A 19,915-nucleotide genomic window follows, 5' to 3' on the forward strand; every position below is an offset into this window, starting at 1 on the left:
GGTCGTCACGTTTTACGCCCTCCTCAGCGCAGCTTGGGGTCGAGGGCGTTGCGGACGGCTTCGCCGAGCATGATGAACGCCAGAACGGTGATGCTGAGCATGATCGAGGGGTACAGCAGGATGTGCTGCGCCACCCGGATCTGCGCGACACCGCCGGAGATGTCGACACCCCACGAGATGGTGGGGGACGAGAGGCCGAGGCCCAGGTACGACAGCGTCGCCTCGGCGCCGATGTAGCCACCGAGGCTGATGGTCGCGACGACGATCACCGGAGCCATCGAGTTCGGCAGGATGTGCCGGAACAGGATGCGGGTGGTGCTCGCGCCGAGCGCCTTGGCGGCGTGGACGTAGTCGGCCTGCTTGACGGTGATCACCGCACCGCGCATGACGCGGGTGATCTGCGTCCAGCCGAGGAACGCCAGCGCGAAGACCACGACCCAGACGGAACGGTCGACGAAGGAGTTGAGCACCACCATCGCGCCGAGCAGGAAGGGCACACCGAAGAACACGTCGGTGATACGGGAGATGATCGCGTCGGTGAGACCGCCGAAGTAGCCGGAGATCATGCCGAGCACGCCACCGATGACGGTCACGATCAGCGTGACGGTGATACCGACGATGACCGAGGCACGGGTGCCGTGGATCAGTCGGGCGTACACGCTGCGGCCCTGCCCGTCGTAGCCGAGCCATCCCTCTGTGCCGACCTTGCCGAGCTCCGGCTTGCCGAGGAAGTGGTGCACCAGGTCGCCGGTGATCGGCGAGGCACTGGTGAACAGCGTCGGGAAGGCGGTGATGAGCAGCAGGAAGAAGATCAGCACCGAGGACACGATGAAGTACGGGTTGCGCCGCAGGTCGCGCCACGCGTCGCCCCAGAGGCTGCGCGCCTTCTCGTCGTTCTTCTTGGGTGCCGGCTCCGCGGCCGACGGGGGCGCGATGGCGTCCTCGGTCGCGAGCGCGGTCTTGGTCACGTCAGGCATAACGGATCCTCGGGTCCAGGACCGCGTACAGCAGGTCGATGAGCAGGCTGGTGACGAGGTAGACCAGCACCAGGATGGTGACCAGACCGACGAGGGTGACGCCCTCACGCCGGACGATCGACTCGTAGATCGTGCCGCCGATGCCCTTGACGTTGAACACGGACTCGGTGACGACCGCGCCACCCATCAGGGCGCCGATGTCGGTGCCGAGGAAGGTGATCACGGGGATCATCGAGTTCCGCATCAGGTGCACGCCGATGATCCGGCGACGCGGCAGGCCCTTGGCGACCGCGGTGCGCATGTAGTCGGCGCGCAGGTTCTCCGCCATGGAGGTACGGGTGAGCCGGGCCACGTAGGCGAGGGAGAGACCCGCGAGGACGATGGCCGGCGCCATCAGTTCGCCCCAGGTCGGATAGGTACTGACGTTCTCGAAGCCGAGCGTCGTCTTGAGGATGTGACCGAGGACGAAGACCGGGATCGAGATGATCAGCAGCGTGAAGATCAGGATCGCGTTGTCGGCCAGGCGGCCGGCCCGCAGACCGGCGACGATGCCGAGGCCGATACCGAAGACGAGCTCGATGACGAACGCCAGGGTGGCGAGCTGCAGCGTGACCGGGAACGCGCTGGCCAGCACGTCCGTGACCGGCCGGTCGTTGCGGATCTGGTTCCCGAAGTCGAAGTGGAACAGGATGCCGGTGATGTAGTCCCAGTACTGCTTGAAGATGTTCTGGTCAAGCCCAAGATCGTGTCTGATCTTCGCCACCGTCGAGGGGTTCGCGGCCTTGTCCCCGAACAGTCCGGCCACGGGGTCGCCGGGCAGGGAGTAGACCATGAGGAAGATCAGCAGGGTGGTCCCGAAGAAAACCGGGATCATCTGGAGCAGTCGTCGTGCGACATAGCGCCCCATCATGCCTCCGTTGAGATGTGACTGCCGCAGCCGACGGGCCCTCCCTCGGCAACCGCGCCCCAGTGGGTACGCGAATGTCGTGGAAGGGCCCCCCGGCCGCTGCGTAAGGCGCCGCTACGCGGGGCTGACGGTGCGTCAGCCCCGCGTCCGGCGTGCGGACTACGCTTGGGTGATTACTTCTTGACCTGAACGTTCTCGAGGATCGGGTCGCCGTCCTGCGCGTACTCCACGCCGGTGACCTTCTCGGAGAAGCCCGCGTTGACCTTGTAGTACCAGAGCGGGATCGAAGGCATGTAGTTGACCAGGTCCTTCTCGATCGCCTGGTAGGCCTTCACCGACTCGTCGAGGTTCGCAGCGCTGTCCGCCTTCTTGATCTTGGCGTCCAGGGTCGCGTCGCTGAAGTCACCCTGGTTTCCGGAGGCGCCCGTCTGGAACAGGTCGCGGAGGAAGTTGGAGTTCACCGGGTAGTCGAGCACCCAGCCGGAGCGGTAGATCGACTTGACCTGCTTGGTCTTCCGGGCCTGGAGGTCGGCCTGGAAGTCCGGCTTGCCGTCGCCGACGCACTTGACGCCGGTGGACTGCGTGATGCTGTTGCAGACCGCGTCGACCCACTCCTTGTGGCCGCCGTCCGCGTTGAACTGAATGGAGATGGCGTTGTTCGGGACGCCGCCACCGGCCTTGATCAGTTCCTTGGCCTTCGCCGGGTCGAACTTGGTGACGTCACCGGCGGCGTTCTCCTGGTAGCCCAGGACGCCCTTGGCGACCCAGCCCGTCGCGGGGTCACGCGTACCCTGCAGCACCGTCTTGGTGATGGTGGCGCGGTCGATCGCCATGGAGAGACCCTGGATGACCTTCGGGTCGATCTTCTTGGGCTTCTTCCACTGGTCCGCGTAGAACGCGATGGCCAGGGTCTGGATCGAGGAGTACGGCTTGTCCACGGCGCGGTCGCCGAGGTCCTGGCGGAAGACCGGGAGGTCCTTCGGCGCGATCTGACGCAGGACGTCGACGTTGCCGGCCTTCAGGTCCTCGTACGCGGCCTCGAGGGTGGTGTAGTTCTTGAAGATCACACCACCGTTCTTGGCCTTGTCGTCGCCCTTGTACCCGTCGTACCGGACGATCTTGATTTCCTTCTTGTGGTCCCAGCTCTCGAACTTGTAGGGACCGTTGCCGATCGGCTTCTCACCGGCGGCCTTGGGGTCCTTGTAGAAGGACTCCGGCAGCGGCGAGAAGACCTCGTAGCCGAGCTTGTACGCGAAGTACGGGACCGGGGCCTTCAGCTCGATGGTGAACGTGTTGTCGTCCACGATCTTCAGGCCGGTCATCTTGTCGGCGGTGGGCTTGGCGCCCTCCTTCTCCGGCAGCAGGGCCTCGGAGCCCTTGATGTCGGAGTACCAGGACGCGTTGCCCTGCTTGTTGTTGACGTTTCCGGCCCAGTTCCACGCGTCGACGTAGGACTTGGCGGTGACCGGAGTGCCGTCGTGGAACGTCCAGCCCTTCTTGAGCTTGACGGTCCAGAGCTTGCTGTCCTTGGACTCGACCGACTCGGCGTTCACCATGGTGAGCTTGCCGTCGGGCGTGTAGTCCACGAGCTGCGCGAACAGACCACTCAGGACGATGGAGCCGTTGGACTCCATCGTGTCGGCCGGGTGGAGCGCCTTCTCGGGCTCGCCCACCTCGATCGAGAAAATGCCGTTCGGGTCAACTTCCCCCTTGGCGTCGCTGCCCTTACCGTCGCCTCCGCCACAGGCGGTCGCTGCCAGGGCGACGACTATCGCGCCCGCTACCCACTTGGCGCTCTTGGCACCGCGCATGGGTTCCTCCTCATGAGTCCACTTGTCACTACAAGAAGGACACTTCGAGATGTCGCCGACACCCCTGACGGCGATGACTCAAGTGCCCTGAGTGTGCTCGTGAGTCGGCGCTCCCCACAGCGCGTGACCCATTGACCCGAGCTCAATGGAGCCAACTATTAAGTACGCCCGGGCGGTAAACCACACTTAAAGGGTCTCGTTTTGGCAACATCAGTAAGGGGCGTGAGCCCGAAATCCGGACAAACTGATCACAGACAGACACCCCCGAAACGGACCGTTAACACACGTTCCGGAGAGCGACGCCCGATATCCGGACAGTGGGGACGCGAAAAAGAGTTGACGAAAGGCCCGGGCCCCCACAGTGTCTGCGGGGGCCCGGGCCCTGTGCTAGGTGTCGCGCTGACGTGACGTCAGCCCCTGCTGAGCGGGGGTGCGACGGGTGGGAACTAGTTGCGCTTGGCGCGCGAGGCCGTGCGGCCGCGCTCCTTCTGGTCCAGGACGACCTTACGGATACGGACCGTCTCCGGGGTCACCTCGATGCACTCGTCGTCGCGGCAGAACTCCAGCGACTGCTCCAGGGAGAGCTTGCGCGGCGGCACCACGTTCTCGGTGTTGTCCGCGGAAGCCGCACGCATGTTGGTGAGCTTCTTCTCCTTGGTGATGTTCACGTCCATGTCGTCGGAGCGCGAGTTCTCACCGATGATCATGCCCTCGTAGACCTCGGTGCCGGCCTCGACGAAGATGACACCCCGCTCCTGCAGGTTGATCATCGCGAACGGGGTCACCGAACCGGAGCGGTCGGCGACGAGCGAACCGTTGTTACGGGTGCGCAGCTCGCCGAACCACGGCTCGTGGCCCTCGAAGATGGAGTGGGCGATACCCGTGCCGCGCGTCTGGGTCAGGAACTCCGTACGGAACCCGATGAGGCCGCGCGACGGCACGATCCACTCCATGCGGATCCAGCCGGAGCCGTGGTTGGTCATCGTCTCCATGCGGCCCTTGCGGGTCGCCATCAGCTGGGTGATGGCGCCGAGGTGCTCCTCGGGCGAGTCGATCGTCATGCGCTCGATCGGCTCGTACGTCTTGCCGTCGACCTGCTTGGTGACGACCTCGGGCTTGCCCACGGTCAGCTCGAAGCCCTCGCGGCGCATCTGCTCGACCAGGATGGCGAGCGCGAGCTCACCACGGCCCTGGACCTCCCAGGCGTCGGGGCGCTCGGTGTCCAGGACGCGGAGCGAGACGTTACCGACCAGCTCCTTGTCCAGGCGGTCCTTCACCTGGCGGGCGGTGACCTTGTGGCCCTTGCCGCCCTTGCCGACGAGCGGCGAGGTGTTCGTACCGATGGTCATGGAGATCGCCGGCTCGTCGACCGTGATCAGCGGCAGCGCGATCGGGTTCTCCGGGTCGGCCAGGGTCTCGCCGATCATGATGTCCCCGATACCGGCGATGGCGCAGATGTCGCCCGGGCCCGCCTTCTCGGCCGGCTTGCGGGTGAGCGCCTCGGTCATCAGCAGCTCGGTGATGCGAACGTTCTGCTGCGTGCCGTCACGCTTGATCCAGGTGACCGTCTGGCCCTTGCGCAGCTCGCCCTGCTCGACGCGGCACAGCGCGATACGGCCGAGGAAGTTGTCGGCGTCGAGGTTGGTGACGTGGGCCTGCAGCGGCGCGGACTCGTCGTACTCCGGGGCCGGGACGTGGGCCAGGATCGTGGAGAAGAACGGCTCCAGGTTCTCGCTGTCGGCCGGGACGGTGCCGTCCTCCGGCTTGGTCAGCGAGGCGACGCCGTCACGGGCGCAGGCGTAGACGATCGGGAACTCGATCTGGTCCTCGTCCGCGTCCAGGTCCAGGAACAGGTCGTACGTCTCGTTGACGACCTCGTCGATCCGGGAGTCCGGGCGGTCCGTCTTGTTGATGCAGAGGATGACGGGCATCCGGGCCTGCAGCGCCTTGCGGAGCACGAAGCGGGTCTGCGGCAGCGGGCCCTCGGAGGCGTCGACGAGGAGGACGACCGCGTCCACCATCGACAGGCCGCGCTCGACCTCACCACCGAAGTCGGCGTGGCCGGGGGTGTCGATGATGTTGATCGTGATGACGTCGCCGCCATCCTTCGGGTGGTACTTGACGGCGGTGTTCTTCGCCAGGATCGTGATGCCCTTCTCACGCTCCAGGTCGTTCGAGTCCATCATGCGGTCGTCGAGGGACTCGGCAGCGTGCGCGGCGAAGGCGCCGGCCTGCTTGAGCATGGCGTCGACCAGGGTGGTCTTGCCGTGGTCGACGTGGGCGACGATGGCGACGTTACGGATGTCGTGGCGCGTGGGCATGAGTGGCTTGCGCTTCTCTCGGATCGTGGGATCAGGCGTCGCAGAGAGTCTCGGTCCTCCGTCGCCCGCCGGGCGGACGCGCCACGGCTACCTCCTATGGTACGGGGCCTTCGTGCGAGAGGCTTCCCGGCCCGATCCGTGAGGTGTTCAGGGGTGCACTGGGGGTGCGTCGAGCGCCCGGGTCAAGGGCAGTCGCGATCTTGCCCGCCGGGGTCGCCGGCGGGCAAGGGAATTGAGCTGCTCTTGAGGTTCTGACCTGCAGGTTCGTCGCTTCCGACAGGGTCCGGCAGAGGTCCCCGGAGGAAGGGACCGGTTACTTCTTCTGGTTCTGCGCACCCTTGGCGGGTTCGGGCTTCTTGAACCCGATGTCCTGGTAACGCGGGGTCGCGAAGCCGAAGGCGCCGGCGTTCGCGAGCGACGGCTTCGCCGCCACCAGCTGGGGCCGCTGATAGAGGGGAATGGAGCCGGCCGCGGCCCAGATCCGGGCGTCGGCCTGCCGGACCAGGTCCCTGGCCGTCTTCTCGTCCAGCTCACCGACCGCTTGGTCGAACAACTGGTCGATGCGGTCGGTGCCGACGCGCGAGTAGTTCTGCTCGACCAGGAGCGAGCCGTCACTGGCCGGCTCGGGCTTGGCGTAGATCGGCCGGGCGTCGGTCGCCGGGAAGGCGGTCGCGGGCCAGGAGTAGAGGGCCAGGTCGTACTCGCCCGCGGCGATGTGGTCCTTGAAGAAGCTGTCGTCGGGCACCTTGCTGATCGTGGTGCGGATGCCGACCTGGTCGAGCATCCCGACGATCTTGTCGCCGACGGTGCGCAGCGCCTCGGAGCCAGGGCCGGACGGCAGGACGAAGCGGAGCGTGAGCGGCTTGCCGCCCTTGCCGAGCGGGCCCGTGGCGGCAGCCGCGGCTCCGGGTGCCGGGGCGGCGGTGCCGCGCGGGGCGTACGCGCCGGCGACGCCCTTGTCGGAACCGGCGGCGACCTTGGCCCCCGCACCCGGCGCCCCGTCGGCCTCGGCCTCCATCTCCTGGGCCTGGCGCAGCAGCGCGACGCTCTGCAGCGCGGCGCCGGCGGCCGGCGCCAGAACGGTGGTGCCCGGCTCCTGGCCACCGATCAGCGGTTCGACTCCCTCGCCCGGCTTGTCGTCACCGACGATGTAGAGACCCTCGTCGGAGGGGGTGTCGCTCTCCTTCTTCTTCGCCTTGTCCTGCGTGGTGGCCTCACCGGTGGACCCGGCGCCCTTGCCCGTCTTCTTGGCCCCGGCCTCGCCGCCTGCCTTCGTGCCGGCCCGCTCGCCGGCACCGCCCTTCGTCCAGCCCGCGTCGGCCAACAGCGCCCGCGCCTCCTTGGTGTCCTGCTCGCCGAGCGCGTCACTGCTGTCGGCGTACGCGGCCTGCCCGGCGAGGGCCAGGTGGCTGCCGGGCGGCTGCGCGGGCAGTCCGAGCGGGGCCAGTACCGCCTCCGCGAGCTCCTTGCGGTCCAGCGCGCGGGCGACGGCCCGGCGCACCCGCTCGTCGGCGAGCGGGCCGGACTCCCCGTTCAGCGCGAGCTGCGTGTACGCGGGCTCCAGCGACTTGCGGACCACATAGCCGTGCAGGGCCCGCTGTTCCGTGGCGTACTGGGCGATGGCCTCCTGGTTCTTCTGCCGGGCCGCCTTGACGATCTCCGCCTGCGCCTGGTTGGAGCCGTGGGCCAGCGCCCAGGACCGCAGAGCGGCCGAGGGGGCGATGGCGGCGCCGGGCCCATGGGTCAGCGCCTGTCCGCCGGCGCCCTTGTCCCGTGCCGCGAGGGCGATACGTTCCGCCGTGTCGCGGTCGATCTCGGCCAGATCCACCGTTCCCTTGGCGAGCTCGGTGGCGCGGCCGGTGCGGGGGACGGTCTTCAGGACCAGCGAGTCGAGCTTGGCGGGCTGCCCCCACCAGCGCGGGTTGCGCACCAGCGTCGTCGTGCCGGTCTTCATGTCCAGGGCCTTCAGCTGAAACGGTCCTGCGGTGGAGGTGAGCTTCGTCCGGGCGCGGTCGTTGAAGGCGGCCGGCGTCCCCATGACGTCCTTGGGGTAGAGCGGGGTGAAGAGGGACTGCCAGTCGGCGTACGGCTTGTTGAACGTGACCCGGACCTCCAGGTCGTTCGCGCCGCGCTCGATCTTCTGGATCCGCTCGTAGCCGGCGTTGCGCGCGGTCCAGTACGCGGTGTCCCGGCCGCTCAGCGCCCGCCACTGGGCGACGAAGTCGGGGGCGCCGATCTCCCGGCCGTCGCTCCACACGGCCTGCTGGTTGAGCTTGTAGAGGACGACCTGCTTGGGCTCGCGCTCGATGATCGCGGCCGATTCGAGGTAGTCGGGATTGCGCTGCGGGCGGCCGCGCGCGTCCAGCGTGAAGAGGGCGGGCAGCACGGCGCCGGTGACCCGGGAGGTCGTGGTGTCGGCGTCGGCCTGGAAGGCGTTGAGCGTGGTGGGCGTCGTGTCGACGGCCCAGCGCAGGGTGCCGCCGTCCGCGACCCGCTCGCGGGCGGCCGGTGCGATGTCCTGGGGGGCGGCCACGGCGCCGCCCTCGTCCTCGCCGGAGCTGCAGCCGGCCAGTACGGAGACGCCGAGGACCCCGCTGGTGAGCAGCGCGACGGAGCGGAGTGTGCGGAAGCGGGGGGTCCGGGAGCATGTCCTCCCGCGAGGGGCGCCGGCCTGGTACATGACTTGTACCTCTTCGTCCTGGTTTGTGGAATTTAGAGATGATCACACCTATTGCTCATACACTGAAAAGGACAGATCGGGCCCGGTGACGGCGACACGGCGACACGGCCCACAAATGCCACCCGTGCGGCCCAACGGGGCCGGGCAGCCGCCGCCGGACCCTTGAACGCGCCGGAGGCGAACGAGCCGGAACCGCGCCCCCAGACGAGTGGAATCCGTGCACATGGCTTCACAACGGGGGATGTGAAGCGCAACACTCTCAGGCGCGTGTTTGCCACCCGCCATCGCGGAAGTGAGGGCAACTCATGTCCCTGCAGGACGATTTGACGGCGGTCAAGCGCTGCCTCGAAGACCTGGTCCGCACGGTCGGACAGCTGGAGCGCAGCATCGCGGAGGAGCGGGGCACCCCCCTGTCCCCGCCGTCGCCACCGTCGGCACCGCCGTCGGGGGGCCGCCCCGAACCGCTGGTGACCATCCCGGACGCCCCGTACAACAGCGCGCTGTGGACGGACACGGACGACGAGGGCCTCGGCGCCCGGGACCGCCACGCGCCCTGACCCCGGACGAGCGAGCGACGGCGAGTGAGCCGAAGGGGCGCGCACAGCGCCCCGGAGGCGAACCGAGCCGCCGGCACGGCGGCGAACCGAGCCTCACAAAATCAAACGGGAGACCTCGTTGGCCACAGGCACCGAACCACCCGACCTCGCTCCGGGCCGCGGCGGTGTGCACGGCGCCTCTCGCGCCGCCATCGCCGCCCGCCACCTCCGCACCGACCGCTGGTGGCTCGCGCCCGCCGTAACCGCCGCCGGACTCCTCGCCTTCGTCGTGTACTCGACCTGGCGGGCCTTCGCGAACAGCGACTATTACGCCGCCCCGTACGTCTCCCCGTTCTACTCGCCCTGTCTGGCGGAGAACTGCGCCCCGATGCGCGGGGGGCCCAACTGGGAGATCTTCGGCAGCTGGTGGGGCCTCTCCCCCGCCCTGCTGATCCTGATCTTCCCGCTCGGTTTCCGGCTGACCTGCTACTACTACCGCAAGGCCTACTACCGGGGTTTCTGGGCCTCTCCCCCGGCCTGCGCGGTCGCCGAGCCGCACAAGAAGTACACCGGCGAGACGCGCTTCCCGCTGATCCTGCAGAACGTCCACCGGTACTTCTTCTACGCCGCCGTGCCGGTCGCCGGGATCCTGACCTACGACACCGTGCTCGCCTTCCGCGACTCCTCGTACGCCTGGGGGCACATGGGGCTCGGGACGGTCGTCTTCCTGATCAACATCGTGCTGATCTGGGCGTACACCTTCTCCTGCCACTCCTGTCGGCACATCGTCGGCGGGCGGCTCAAGCACTTCTCCAAACACCCTGTGCGGTACCGGCTGTGGGGCTGGGTCGGCCGGCTGAACGCGCATCACATGCTGCTCGCCTGGGCGTCGCTGATCAGCGTGGCGCTGTGCGATTTCTACGTGTACCTGCTCGCGACCGGCACCTTCGACGACCCGAGGATCTTCTGACATGGCTCAAGTCGAGCGGCAGCAGTGGGACGTGGTGGTGGTCGGCGCGGGCGGGGCGGGGCTGCGGGCCGCCATCGAGGCGCGCGAGCGGGGCGCCCGTACCGCCATCATCTGCAAGTCCCTCTTCGGCAAGGCGCACACCGTGATGGCCGAGGGCGGGATCGCCGCCTCCATGGGCAACGCGAACGCCGGGGACAACTGGCAGGTGCACTTCCGCGACACCATGCGGGGCGGCAAGTTCCTCAACCAGTGGCGGATGGCGGAACTGCACGCCCGTGAGGCGCCGGACCGCGTGTGGGAGCTGGAGACCTGGGGCGCGCTCTTCGACCGTACCGCCGACGGGCGGATCTCCCAGCGCAACTTCGGCGGACACGAGTACCCCCGCCTCGCGCACGTGGGCGACCGGACCGGGCTGGAGCTGATCCGTACGCTCCAGCAGAAGATCGTCTCGCTCCAGCAGGAGGACTTCAAGGAGACCGGCGACTACGAGTCCCGGCTCAAGGTCTTCCAGGAGTGCACGGTCACCCGGGTGCTGAAGGACGGCGAGCGAAGCGAGAGGGGGGTCCCCTCCGGCCGCAGGCTCGGGGGGAGCGTCGCGGGGACCTTCTGCTACGAGCGGGAGTCGGGGCGGTTCTTCGTCCTCGAGGCGCCCTCGGTGGTCCTGGCGACCGGCGGGATCGGCAAGTCGTTCAAGGTGACGTCCAACTCGTGGGAGTACACGGGCGACGGGCACGCGCTGGCGCTGCTCGCCGGGGCGCCGCTGCTGAACATGGAGTTCGTGCAGTTCCACCCCACCGGGATGGTCTGGCCGCCGTCGGTGAAGGGCATCCTCGTCACCGAGTCGGTGCGCGGTGACGGCGGGGTGCTCCGCAACTCCGAGGGCAAGCGGTTCATGTTCGACTACATCCCGGACGTCTTCAAGGAGAAGTACGCGCAGTCCGAGGAGGAGGGCGACCGCTGGTACGAGGACCCGGACAACAACCGGCGTCCGCCCGAGCTGCTGCCGCGCGACGAGGTCGCCCGCGCGATCAACTCGGAGGTGAAGGCGGGGCGCGGATCGCCACACGGCGGGGTGTTCCTCGATGTGTCGACCCGGATGCCCGCCGAGACGATCCGGCGCCGGCTGCCGTCGATGTACCACCAGTTCAAGGAACTGGCGGACGTGGACATCACGGCGGAGGCCATGGAGGTCGGACCCACCTGCCACTACGTGATGGGCGGCGTCGCCGTCGAGTCGGACACCGCCGCCACGATCGGGGTCCCCGGGCTCTTCGCCGCCGGTGAGGTCGCGGGCGGGATGCACGGCTCCAACCGGCTCGGTGGCAATTCGCTGTCCGACCTGCTGGTCTTCGGGCGCCGGGCAGGCCTGCACGCCGCCGAGCACGCGGCCCTCGGGGTGCGCCCGGCGGTGTCCGGGGCCGAGATCGACGCGGCGGCGGCCGAGGCACTGGCCCCGTTCCGCGCGGAGGAGAGCGCGGCGGGGAGCGCGGCGAGCGGCTCGGAGGCCGGTGTCGGCAGCGGCGCGGGGGTGGGCGCCGGCTCCCGCGCGGAGAACCCGTACACCCTGCACCAGGAGCTCCAGCAGACGATGAACGACCTGGTCGGCATCATTCGCCGCGAGGCCGAGATGGAGCACGCCCTGGAGAAGCTGGGCGAGCTGCGGGCACGGGCCCGGCGGGCCGGCGTCGAGGGGCACCGCCAGTTCAACCCCGGCTGGCACCTGGCCCTCGACCTGCGCAACATGCTGCTGGTCAGTGAATGCGTGGCGCTGGCCGCGCTGGAGCGCACCGAGAGCCGGGGCGGCCACACCCGTGAGGACTACCCGGCGATGGAACGCGAGTGGCGCCCGGTGAACCTGCTGTGCCGCCCGGTCCAGCCCGCCCCCGAGGACCCGGCCTCGGCCCACATCGAACTCGTCCGGCAGCGCACCGAGCCCATCCGTCCCGACCTGCTCTCCCTCTTCGAGAAGGAGGAGCTGGTCAAGTACCTCGCCGAAGAGGAGCTCTACGAGTGAGCACGTACGAGGCCCGGTTCAAGGTGTGGAGGGGCGACGCGGACGGAGGCGGCCTGGAGGACTTCTCCGTCGAGGTCCATGACGGAGAGGTCGTCCTCGACATCATCCACCGCCTTCAGGCGACACAGACCCCGGATCTGGCGGTCCGCTGGAACTGCAAGGCGGGCAAGTGCGGTTCGTGCAGCGCTGAGATCAACGGCCGGCCACGGCTGATGTGCATGACGCGGATGTCGGTCTTCACCCGCGAGGAGACGATCACGGTGACGCCGATGCGGACCTTTCCCGTGGTGCGTGACCTGGTGACGGACGTGTCCTTCAACTACCGGAAGGCGCGGGAGGTGCCCGCGTTCGTCCCGCCGGAGGGGGTGAAGCCGGGCGACTACCGGATGCGGCAGGTCGATGTGGACCGCTCCCAGGAGTTCCGCAAGTGCATCGAGTGCTTCCTGTGCCAGGACACCTGCCATGTGGTGCGTGACCACGAGGAGAACAAGACGGCCTTCGCCGGGCCGCGCTTCCTGATGCGGATCGCGGAGCTGGACATGCATCCCCTGGACGCGGCGGCCGAGGCGGGCCTCGACCGCAAGGCATCGGCCCAGGAGGAGCACGGGCTCGGCTACTGCAACATCACCAAGTGCTGTACGGAGGTGTGCCCCGAGGGCATCAAGATCACCGACAATGCGCTGATCCCGCTGAAGGAGCGGGCCGTGGACCGCAAGTACGACCCGCTGGTCTGGCTGGGCAACAAGATCCGGCGACGCGATCCGGCGGACTGACGGCCGCCGGCGGTCGGGGGGCGTGCGATCGATCGGGTGGTTGGGCGGGCGGTCGGGCGGGGATCCGGCTCGGCGCGGCGGTGGACGACGTCAGTGCCATCCCTTGCGGTACGCCTCCCAGTCCGCGTCCGTCGCGGCGAAGTCGACGTAGAGCGCGACCCCGAACCGCTCGCGGTCGCGGTCCGTGCGCCCCAGGCCCAGCCGGGTGCCGCGGACCGCGGCGGCGACCGTCTCCGCGGACTCGTGGTGGCCGAGGTCGTCCTCGTGGAAGAAGGGCAACCCCATCAGCAGGTCGGTGTTCTCGGGCGTCACTTCGAGGGCGAGGCTCGTCTGCTGGGCGACGTAACCGCCGTACATGCCCTCCAGCGGCATCCAGGTGTCGTACGACATGACCGCGATCTGGTCGACCCGGCGGGCCACCTCGCCGAAGAACCGCTGCGACCACCACTTCTCACTGCCGCTGAGCGCGCCGTTCACCGCGTGGGCCGCCGGCAGCGGGTCGATCTGGTGGGCCGCGACCGACAGCGGCGCCCTGCGGGCGCGGGTCAGCTCGCCGAGGTCGTCGAGGAGCGTCAGATAGTGGGCGTCGCCCGACTCCAGCGGCTCCAGGTCGAAGTGGACGCCGTCGAAGCCCGCGTCGAGGACCTGGCGCGCCGAGCGCACGACGGCGGCCCTGGACTCCGTCTTCTCCAGCCGCAGCCCGTCGGGCTGTTCGGTGGCCAGCACGTCACCGAGCCAGGCATGGACCCGTATGCCGGGCATCGAGCGGTGCACGGCGCCGATCAGCCACCGCGCGCGGGGGTAGCGGGCGGCGGGGAGCGTCCCGTCGTGCTCCAGCGGCCCGGCGTGGACGTACAGGTCGCGTATCCCGGTCCCCCGGATCCGCCGGGCGAAAGCGTCGAGGTCGGCGTCCTTCTTCCGTCCGTCGACCCAGGCGTGACCGAGCCAGACGGCGTCCTTGCCCCGGCTCTTGGTGCCCTCCCGCGGCTCGCCCGCGTAGTTCACGCGCAGGGCGACCGCCGCGGCGAGCGGGGGTACGACCAGCAGCAGGACGAGGGCCAGAGCGATCCGCCTCGGCCATCTCAGCCGCGGGCCCGCGAGCCCGGCGCGGGCGCGTCGCAGGACGTCGCTCGGTCGTACGGTCATCGGGGCCCCCGGAAGTTGTCTCGTAGTGATCTCCACCGTAGAGGTCGCTACTGACAGTGACCCGGTTCCGGAATCGGCGGTGACTTCCCGGGTGCGGAGGCCCATCTACCGGCATAACCTCCGAAATGTGACGCGAATAGCCACCCGAATCCTGCTCTGCGTGCTGGTGGCGGCGTGGTGGCTGGTCGCGCCCGCCGGGTCCGATGCCCGTGCCGACGACCCGGTCACGCTGTCCGGCCAGGGGCAGGTCACGGACATGGTCGACGCGCTCGGCGACCGGAGGACCGCCGTCACCCAGGCCCTGGACCGGCTCTACGACGACCGGCGCGTGCAGCTCTTCGTCGTGTACGTGCGGGACTTCTCCGGGCGCTCGGCGCAGAGCTGGGCCGATGAGACCGCGACGCGCAACGGGTTCGGCGTCGACGATGTGCTGCTCGCCGTCGCCACGCACGACCGGCAGTACGCCTACTCCGCCGACCCCGACGCGCGCTTCACCCAGGGGCAGCTCGACGACGTGGCGCGTACCGCGATCGAGCCGGCGCTCCGGGAGAACGACTGGGCGGGCGCGGCGATCGGCGCCGCCGACGGATTCGGGGCGGTGCTCGCGGGGCGGCCGGTGCCCACGCCGACCCTCACACCCGGCGCCGCCGACCCGGGCAGCGGGGGCGGGGCCTCCGCGTCGGACCTGGTCATGCCGGTGGTGGTGGTCGCCGGGGCGGGCGCGGTCGCCGCGTACGCCTTCGTCAAGCGGCGCCGCCGCAGCGCGACCCGTACGACCCCACAGAGCGGACAGGGCTGGGGCGCGCCGAGGGAACCGGCGCCGAAATCCCTTTCCGAGCTCGACGAGGAGGCCCGGCATCTGCTCGTCGGCACCGACGACGCTCTGCGCACCAGCCAGGAGGAACTGGGTTTCGCGGCCGCTCAGTTCGGTGACGAGGCGGTGAAGCCCTTCACCGAGGCCGTCGGGTTCGCGAAGGCGGAGCTGACGGCAGCGTTCCGGCTGCGACAGCAGCTCGACGACGCCTACCCGGAGGACGACGCGACCCGGCGGTCCATGCTCGAGGAGATCATCACGCGCTGCGCCGGGGCGAACGAACGGCTGGACGCCGAGTCCGAGGACTTCGACCGTCTGCGGGCGCTGGAGCGCAACGCCCCGCAGGCCCTCGGCGCCGCCGAGAACACGCTGCGGGAGCTGACCGGCCGGGCGGGCACGGCCTCCGCGATGCTCGCCGCGATGCGGGAGCGGTATGCCGAGTCGGCGGCCTCGCCCGTGGCGAGCCATGCCGAACAGGCCAAGGGCCGGCTGGTGTTCGCGACCGACAACCTGAGCCGGGCGCGCCGCGCCGTCGACGACGGCGACAACGGCGTGGCGGCGGTGCACGTACGGGCCGGAGAAGGGGCGCTCGACCAGGCGGCGCGGCTCGTCGACGCCGTCGACCGGCGGGCGCGGGAGCTGGCCGAGGCGGTCGGCAGGCTCCCCGGCGCGCTCACCGAGACCGAGGCCGACCTCGCCGATGCCCACGGACTGCTCCAGGGCACGCCGGAGGGGACGTCGACGGCGGATCTTCAGGGCCGGGCGGCCCGGGCCGAGTCGGTCGTCGCGGACGTGCGTCGGCTGGTGGAGGCCGGAAGGTACGACCCGATCGACGCGCTGCGCCGGGTGGAGGAGGCCGATGCGGCGCTGGACGAGGCGCTGGCCGGCGCGCGGGAGCGCGAATCGGGCTCGCGGCGTGCGCGCGGGCTCCTCGATCAGGCGATGTTGACCGCCCGCTCGGCGGTCGGCGCGGCCGGTGACTACATCACGACCCATCGCGGCGCGGTGGGCAGCGAGGCCCGTACGCGGCTGGCGGAGGCCCAGCGGCGGCTGGAGCGGGCCGGCGCGTCGGCCGGCACCGAGGACGCGCGGACCGCGCTGGCCGAGGCGCAGCAGGCGGACGCGCTGGCCAGACAGGCGCAGAGCCTCGCCGAGCAGGATGTGCGCACCTATGGGAACCCGAACGCGCCGGGCGGTGTAACAGGGGTGGGAGGTGGCGGCGGGCTCGGCGGAGCGGTGCTCGGCGGCATCATCCTCGGCGGACTGTTCGGCGGAGGAAGGGGAGGCGGCTATGGCGGGGGATTCGGCGGTGGCGGTTTCGGAGGGGGTTTCGGGGGTGGCGGCTCCGGTGGCGGCCCGGGCAGTTTCGGGGGCGGCGGGACCCGTGGCCGGCTGGGCGGCGGCGGCCGCTTCTGACAAGGCGCCCGCCCTTTCTGACACCAAGGAGAGAAGTCATGACCAAGCAGACCGTCCTCGGCCGCGTGGCCCAGCTGGCGAAGGCCAACATCAACGCACTGCTGGACCAGGCGGAGGATCCGCAGAAGATGCTCGACCAGCTGATCCGCGACTACACCGACAACATCAGCGAGGCCGAGCAGGCCGTGGCGTCGACGATCGGCAATCTGCGGCTGCTGGAGCAGGACCACCAGGAGGACGTGGAGGCGGCGAGGGAGTGGGGCGAGAAGGCCCTCGCCGCCAGCAGAAAGGCGGACGAGCTGCGCTCCGCGGGGCAGACGGCGGACGCCGACAGGCTCGACAATCTGGCGAAGGTCGCCCTGGGCCGCCAGCTCCAGTCGGAGAAGGAGGCGAGGACCTCCGAGCCCACCATCGCCTCGCAGACGGAGGTCGTCGACAAGCTCAAGAGCGGCCTGGACCAGATGAAGACCAAGCTGACGGAGCTCCGGTCGAAGCGCGACGAGCTGGTGGCCCGTGCCCGGTCCGCGCAGGCGCAGAACCGGATGATGGACGCCGTGAAGAGCATCGATGTCCTCGACCCGACGAGCGAGCTGAGCCGCTTCGAGGACAAGGTGCGGCGCGAGGAGGCCAAGGCGATGGGCAAGCAGGAGCTCGCGGCCTCGTCGCTGGACGCCCAGTTCGAGGAGCTCGACAGCCTCGGCGACAGTGCGGAGATCGAGGCCCGGCTGGCCGCGCTGAAGGCTGCGTAGCCCCCGGCGGGCGGCAGACCGGGCGCCGGGGGGTCCGGCCGAGGCGCGGCGCCGGGCGTGGCGTGGGCGTGGGCGTGACGCTGGGCATGGGGCCGGGCGTGGCGCTGGTCGTGGCGTGGGCATGGCGCTGGTCGTGGCGTGGGCGTGGGCGTCAGAACATGCTCAGAAGCTGCTCCACGGAGGGTTCGGACGACGCGTCGCCATCGGGCAGGGCGAGGTCGAACCAGACCGTCTTCCCCCTGGGCGTGCGGCGCGAGCCCCACGCCGCGCTGAGCAGGCCGACGAGCTGCAGGCCGCGGCCCCCCTCGTCCGTGTCGCGGGCCCGGCGCCGCCTCGGCTGCACGAGCCCGGCGTCCCAGACCTCGCAGACCAGGGTGCGATCGCGCAGCAGCCGCAGCCGGATCTCGCCCTCTCCGTACCGCAGGGCGTTGGTGACCAGCTCGCTGACCAGCAGTTCGACGGTGTCGATCAGCGGCTCCAGGCCCCAGGCGGTGAGCTGGGCACGGGCCAGCTCGCGGGCGCGGCCCACCGAGCGGGGTTCGCGGGGCAGCCGCCAGTCGCCGACCGCCTCGACCGGCAGGCCCTCGACCCGGGCCATGAGCAGCGCGATGTCGTCCTCGCCGTGGCCGGTGTCGAGGGTGTTCAGTACGCCGTCGCAGACGTCCTCCAGCGGACGGCCATGATCGGCGAGGGCGCTGCGGAACGCGGCGAGGCCCTCGTCCAGGGGGTGGTCCCGGGACTCCACGAGCCCGTCGGTGTACAGCGCGAGCAGCGCCCCTTCCGGCAGCTCGACCTCCACCTCCTCGAAGGGTTCGCCGCCTACGCCCAGCGGCATCCCCGGAGGCACGTCGAGCAGCAGCGCCGGCTCACCCGGCTCGACGAGGACCGGCGGGAGGTGGCCGGCGTTGGCGAACGTACAGCGCCGGGTGACCGGGTCGTAGACGGCGTACACGCAGGTCGCGAGGTAGACCTCGGACAGCTCGGGGCCCCGGTGGGCGACCCGGGCCGTCTGGGGACCGCCGGGCGTGCCGAGGCCGCGGGCGATCTCGTCGAGGTGGGAGAGGACCTCGGCGGGCTCCAGGTCGAGCTGGGCCAGGGTGCGTACGGCGGTGCGCAGTTCCCCCATGGCGACGGCGGCGCGCAGTCCGCGGCCCATGACGTCGCCGATGACGAGCGCGGTGCGGTGGCCGGGCAGTTCGATGACGTCGAACCAGTCGCCGCCGACCTCGGTGGCCGTGTTGCCGGGCAGATAGCGGCAGGCGATGTCGAGGCCGGCGGCCTCGGGGTCGCCGGGCGGCAGCAGGCTGCGCTGCAGTATCAGGGCCCGTTCGTGCTCGCGGCGGTAGAGGCGCGCGTTGTCGATGCAGACCGCGGCGCGGGCGGCGAGCTCGACGGCGAGCGCCCGGTCCCGCTCCCCGAAGGGCTCGCTGCCCTTCGTGCGGGAGAAGAGGACGAGGCCGACGACGATGTCGTGGGCGACCATCGGCACCGCGAGCGTGGACTGCACGAGGCCGCCCTCGGCGCCGGGCAGGGTCTGCACCCGGCCGGTGCGCAGTGCGCTCGCGCACGGCGAGTTGAACGGATAGTGGTGGACGGCGCCGACGTCGACCGGCTCGGACTCGCAGCAGCCCGCCGCGGCTCCTGGGTTGGCCAGCGGGGTGTCGGAGACGGCGCTGGCGCAGGCGACACGGCGCAGGTCGGCGCTGCCTCCGCCGTAGCCGCCGGCCTGCGGCGAGCCCCCGCGCCCGGGCGGGGCCTCCTCGCCGGTGAGCAGTCCCTGGTAGAGGTCGACGGAGGCGAGGTCGCAGAAGCCCGGCACGGCGACATCGAGGAGTTCGCGGGCGGTGGTCTCCAGGTCGAGGGAGTTCCCGATGCGGGCGCTGGCCTCATTGAGGAGGGCGAGATTGCGGCGGGCGCTGGCCGCCTCGCGGGCGGCGTTGTCACGGCGGGTGACATCGGTGCCGAGGCCGGCGACTCCGATGGGCCGGCCGGCGCCGCTGTGCACGCGGTAGAGGTTGATCGACCAGTGGCGGCGCTCCGTGCTGCCCGGTACGGCGCCGACGATCTGGAGGTCGGTGACGGACTCGCCCGTCTCCAGGACCTTGCGCAGGGCCGCGGTCATCCGGTCGGCCTCGGGCCGGGAGAGATAGTCGTGGACGGTCCGGCCGCGGTGGTCTTCGGCGGAGCCGCCGAAGACGGTGGCGAAGCGCTCGTTGGTCCGCTTCACCGTGAGGTCCAGGTCGAAGAGCAGAAAGCCGAAGGGTGATTGGCCGAATATCGCCTGCGAAGCGGCAAGGTCCGTCTCGATCCGGCGCAGTGTCCGGACATCCACGACGATGCAGAGCGCGGCCCGCTCGCCGTCCTCGGTCTCGCTGGGCATCACATACATCTCCGCGATGCCGTGCTTCCGCCGCTGCCCCGGGATACGGAACGGGACGAGGCCCGTCCACTCCTTGCCGTCGAGGATCTCGGCGATCTTGCGGTGGCCGCGGGAGCGGAGCTCGCCGGGCATGAAGGCCTCGACCGGGTCCTTGCCCCTGACCTCGGACGCGGGGATGCCGAACAGCTCGACGGCGCGTCGGCTCCACTGATCGACCAGGCCGTCGGGCCCGATCGAGAAGGAGGCGACTCGAATGTAGTCATAGATCGAGCCAGGCGGGCTGCTCTGCCACACGACGCCGCTCGCCGTCTCAGGTATCTCGCTCACGCGACCGTCCCCTCCAGCTCACCGCACCGGACCGGCCATGCCCGCAGTATTCAGCACTACGGCCCCCGTCGGCACGACGTTCACGATCACAGGC

The 19,915-nt window shown here is 70.1% G+C and carries 13 protein-coding genes; 6 read left to right on the forward strand and 7 right to left on the reverse strand.

What is annotated here, in order from left to right; all coding sequences use genetic code 11:
* Positions 1–23 precede the first annotated feature (23 nt).
* From ACZ7J0_RS19960 to ACZ7J0_RS19980, 5 genes are all read right to left on the reverse strand, one after another.
* Complete coding sequence (locus tag ACZ7J0_RS19960) at positions 24–977, reverse strand: ABC transporter permease (protein ID WP_470889048.1); 954 nt, start codon at positions 975–977, stop codon at positions 24–26.
* Entirely contained in the window at positions 970–1,884 is a 915-nt protein-coding gene (locus ACZ7J0_RS19965; protein WP_470889282.1) for an ABC transporter permease, read from the reverse strand. Before ACZ7J0_RS19965 ends, ACZ7J0_RS19960 begins: the two co-directional genes overlap by 8 nt.
* A 173-nt stretch (positions 1,885–2,057) precedes the next feature.
* The gene (locus tag ACZ7J0_RS19970; protein WP_470889050.1) at positions 2,058–3,695 is read right to left on the reverse strand and encodes a peptide ABC transporter substrate-binding protein; all 1,638 of its coding nucleotides are present in this window, start codon (positions 3,693–3,695) and stop codon (positions 2,058–2,060) included.
* A 446-nt stretch (positions 3,696–4,141) separates the two neighbouring features.
* Positions 4,142–6,016 (reverse strand): translational GTPase TypA, encoded by a 1,875-nt coding sequence (typA, locus tag ACZ7J0_RS19975; RefSeq protein WP_470889052.1) that lies wholly within the window; start codon positions 6,014–6,016, stop codon positions 4,142–4,144.
* A gap of 313 nt (positions 6,017–6,329) precedes the next feature.
* Positions 6,330–8,696, reverse strand: a complete 2,367-nt coding sequence (locus tag ACZ7J0_RS19980; protein WP_470889054.1) for an ABC transporter family substrate-binding protein — start codon at positions 8,694–8,696, stop codon at positions 6,330–6,332.
* 305 nt (positions 8,697–9,001) lie between these two features.
* Between ACZ7J0_RS19980 and ACZ7J0_RS19985 the strand changes: the two genes are divergently transcribed.
* From ACZ7J0_RS19985 to ACZ7J0_RS20000, 4 genes are all read left to right on the forward strand, one after another.
* Entirely contained in the window at positions 9,002–9,253 is a 252-nt protein-coding gene (locus ACZ7J0_RS19985) for a hypothetical protein (protein ID WP_470889056.1), read from the forward strand.
* Between the two features lie 118 nt (positions 9,254–9,371).
* On the forward strand, positions 9,372–10,202 hold the full coding sequence (locus ACZ7J0_RS19990) for a hypothetical protein (RefSeq protein WP_470889058.1): 831 nt from the start codon (positions 9,372–9,374) through the stop codon (positions 10,200–10,202).
* Between the two features lies 1 nt (position 10,203).
* A complete protein-coding gene (locus ACZ7J0_RS19995) occupies positions 10,204–12,216 on the forward strand; it encodes a fumarate reductase/succinate dehydrogenase flavoprotein subunit (protein ID WP_470889060.1) in 2,013 nt (670 codons plus the stop codon).
* Positions 12,213–12,989: a succinate dehydrogenase/fumarate reductase iron-sulfur subunit gene (locus tag ACZ7J0_RS20000; protein WP_470889062.1), complete on the forward strand. Its 777-nt coding sequence runs from the start codon at positions 12,213–12,215 to the stop codon at positions 12,987–12,989. Before ACZ7J0_RS19995 ends, ACZ7J0_RS20000 begins: the two co-directional genes overlap by 4 nt.
* Before the next feature lie 90 nt (positions 12,990–13,079).
* Here ACZ7J0_RS20000 and ACZ7J0_RS20005 read toward each other — a convergent pair whose 3' ends face one another.
* Complete coding sequence (locus ACZ7J0_RS20005) at positions 13,080–14,135, reverse strand: glycoside hydrolase family 18 protein (protein ID WP_470889064.1); 1,056 nt, start codon at positions 14,133–14,135, stop codon at positions 13,080–13,082.
* A 127-nt stretch (positions 14,136–14,262) separates the two neighbouring features.
* On the opposite strand from ACZ7J0_RS20005, the gene ACZ7J0_RS20010 reads away from it, so the two are divergent.
* On the forward strand, positions 14,263–16,365 hold the full coding sequence (locus ACZ7J0_RS20010; RefSeq protein WP_470889066.1) for a TPM domain-containing protein: 2,103 nt from the start codon (positions 14,263–14,265) through the stop codon (positions 16,363–16,365).
* Between the two features lie 38 nt (positions 16,366–16,403).
* On the forward strand, positions 16,404–17,114 hold the full coding sequence (locus ACZ7J0_RS20015; RefSeq protein WP_470889068.1) for a PspA/IM30 family protein: 711 nt from the start codon (positions 16,404–16,406) through the stop codon (positions 17,112–17,114).
* 151 nt (positions 17,115–17,265) lie between these two features.
* Here the strand turns inward: ACZ7J0_RS20015 and ACZ7J0_RS20020 are convergent, their stop codons facing one another.
* Positions 17,266–19,821 (reverse strand): SpoIIE family protein phosphatase, encoded by a 2,556-nt coding sequence (locus tag ACZ7J0_RS20020; RefSeq protein ID WP_470889070.1) that lies wholly within the window; start codon positions 19,819–19,821, stop codon positions 17,266–17,268.
* Between the last annotated feature and the right edge of the window lie 94 nt (positions 19,822–19,915).

The organism is Streptomyces sp. NPDC038280 (genome assembly GCF_055600045.1).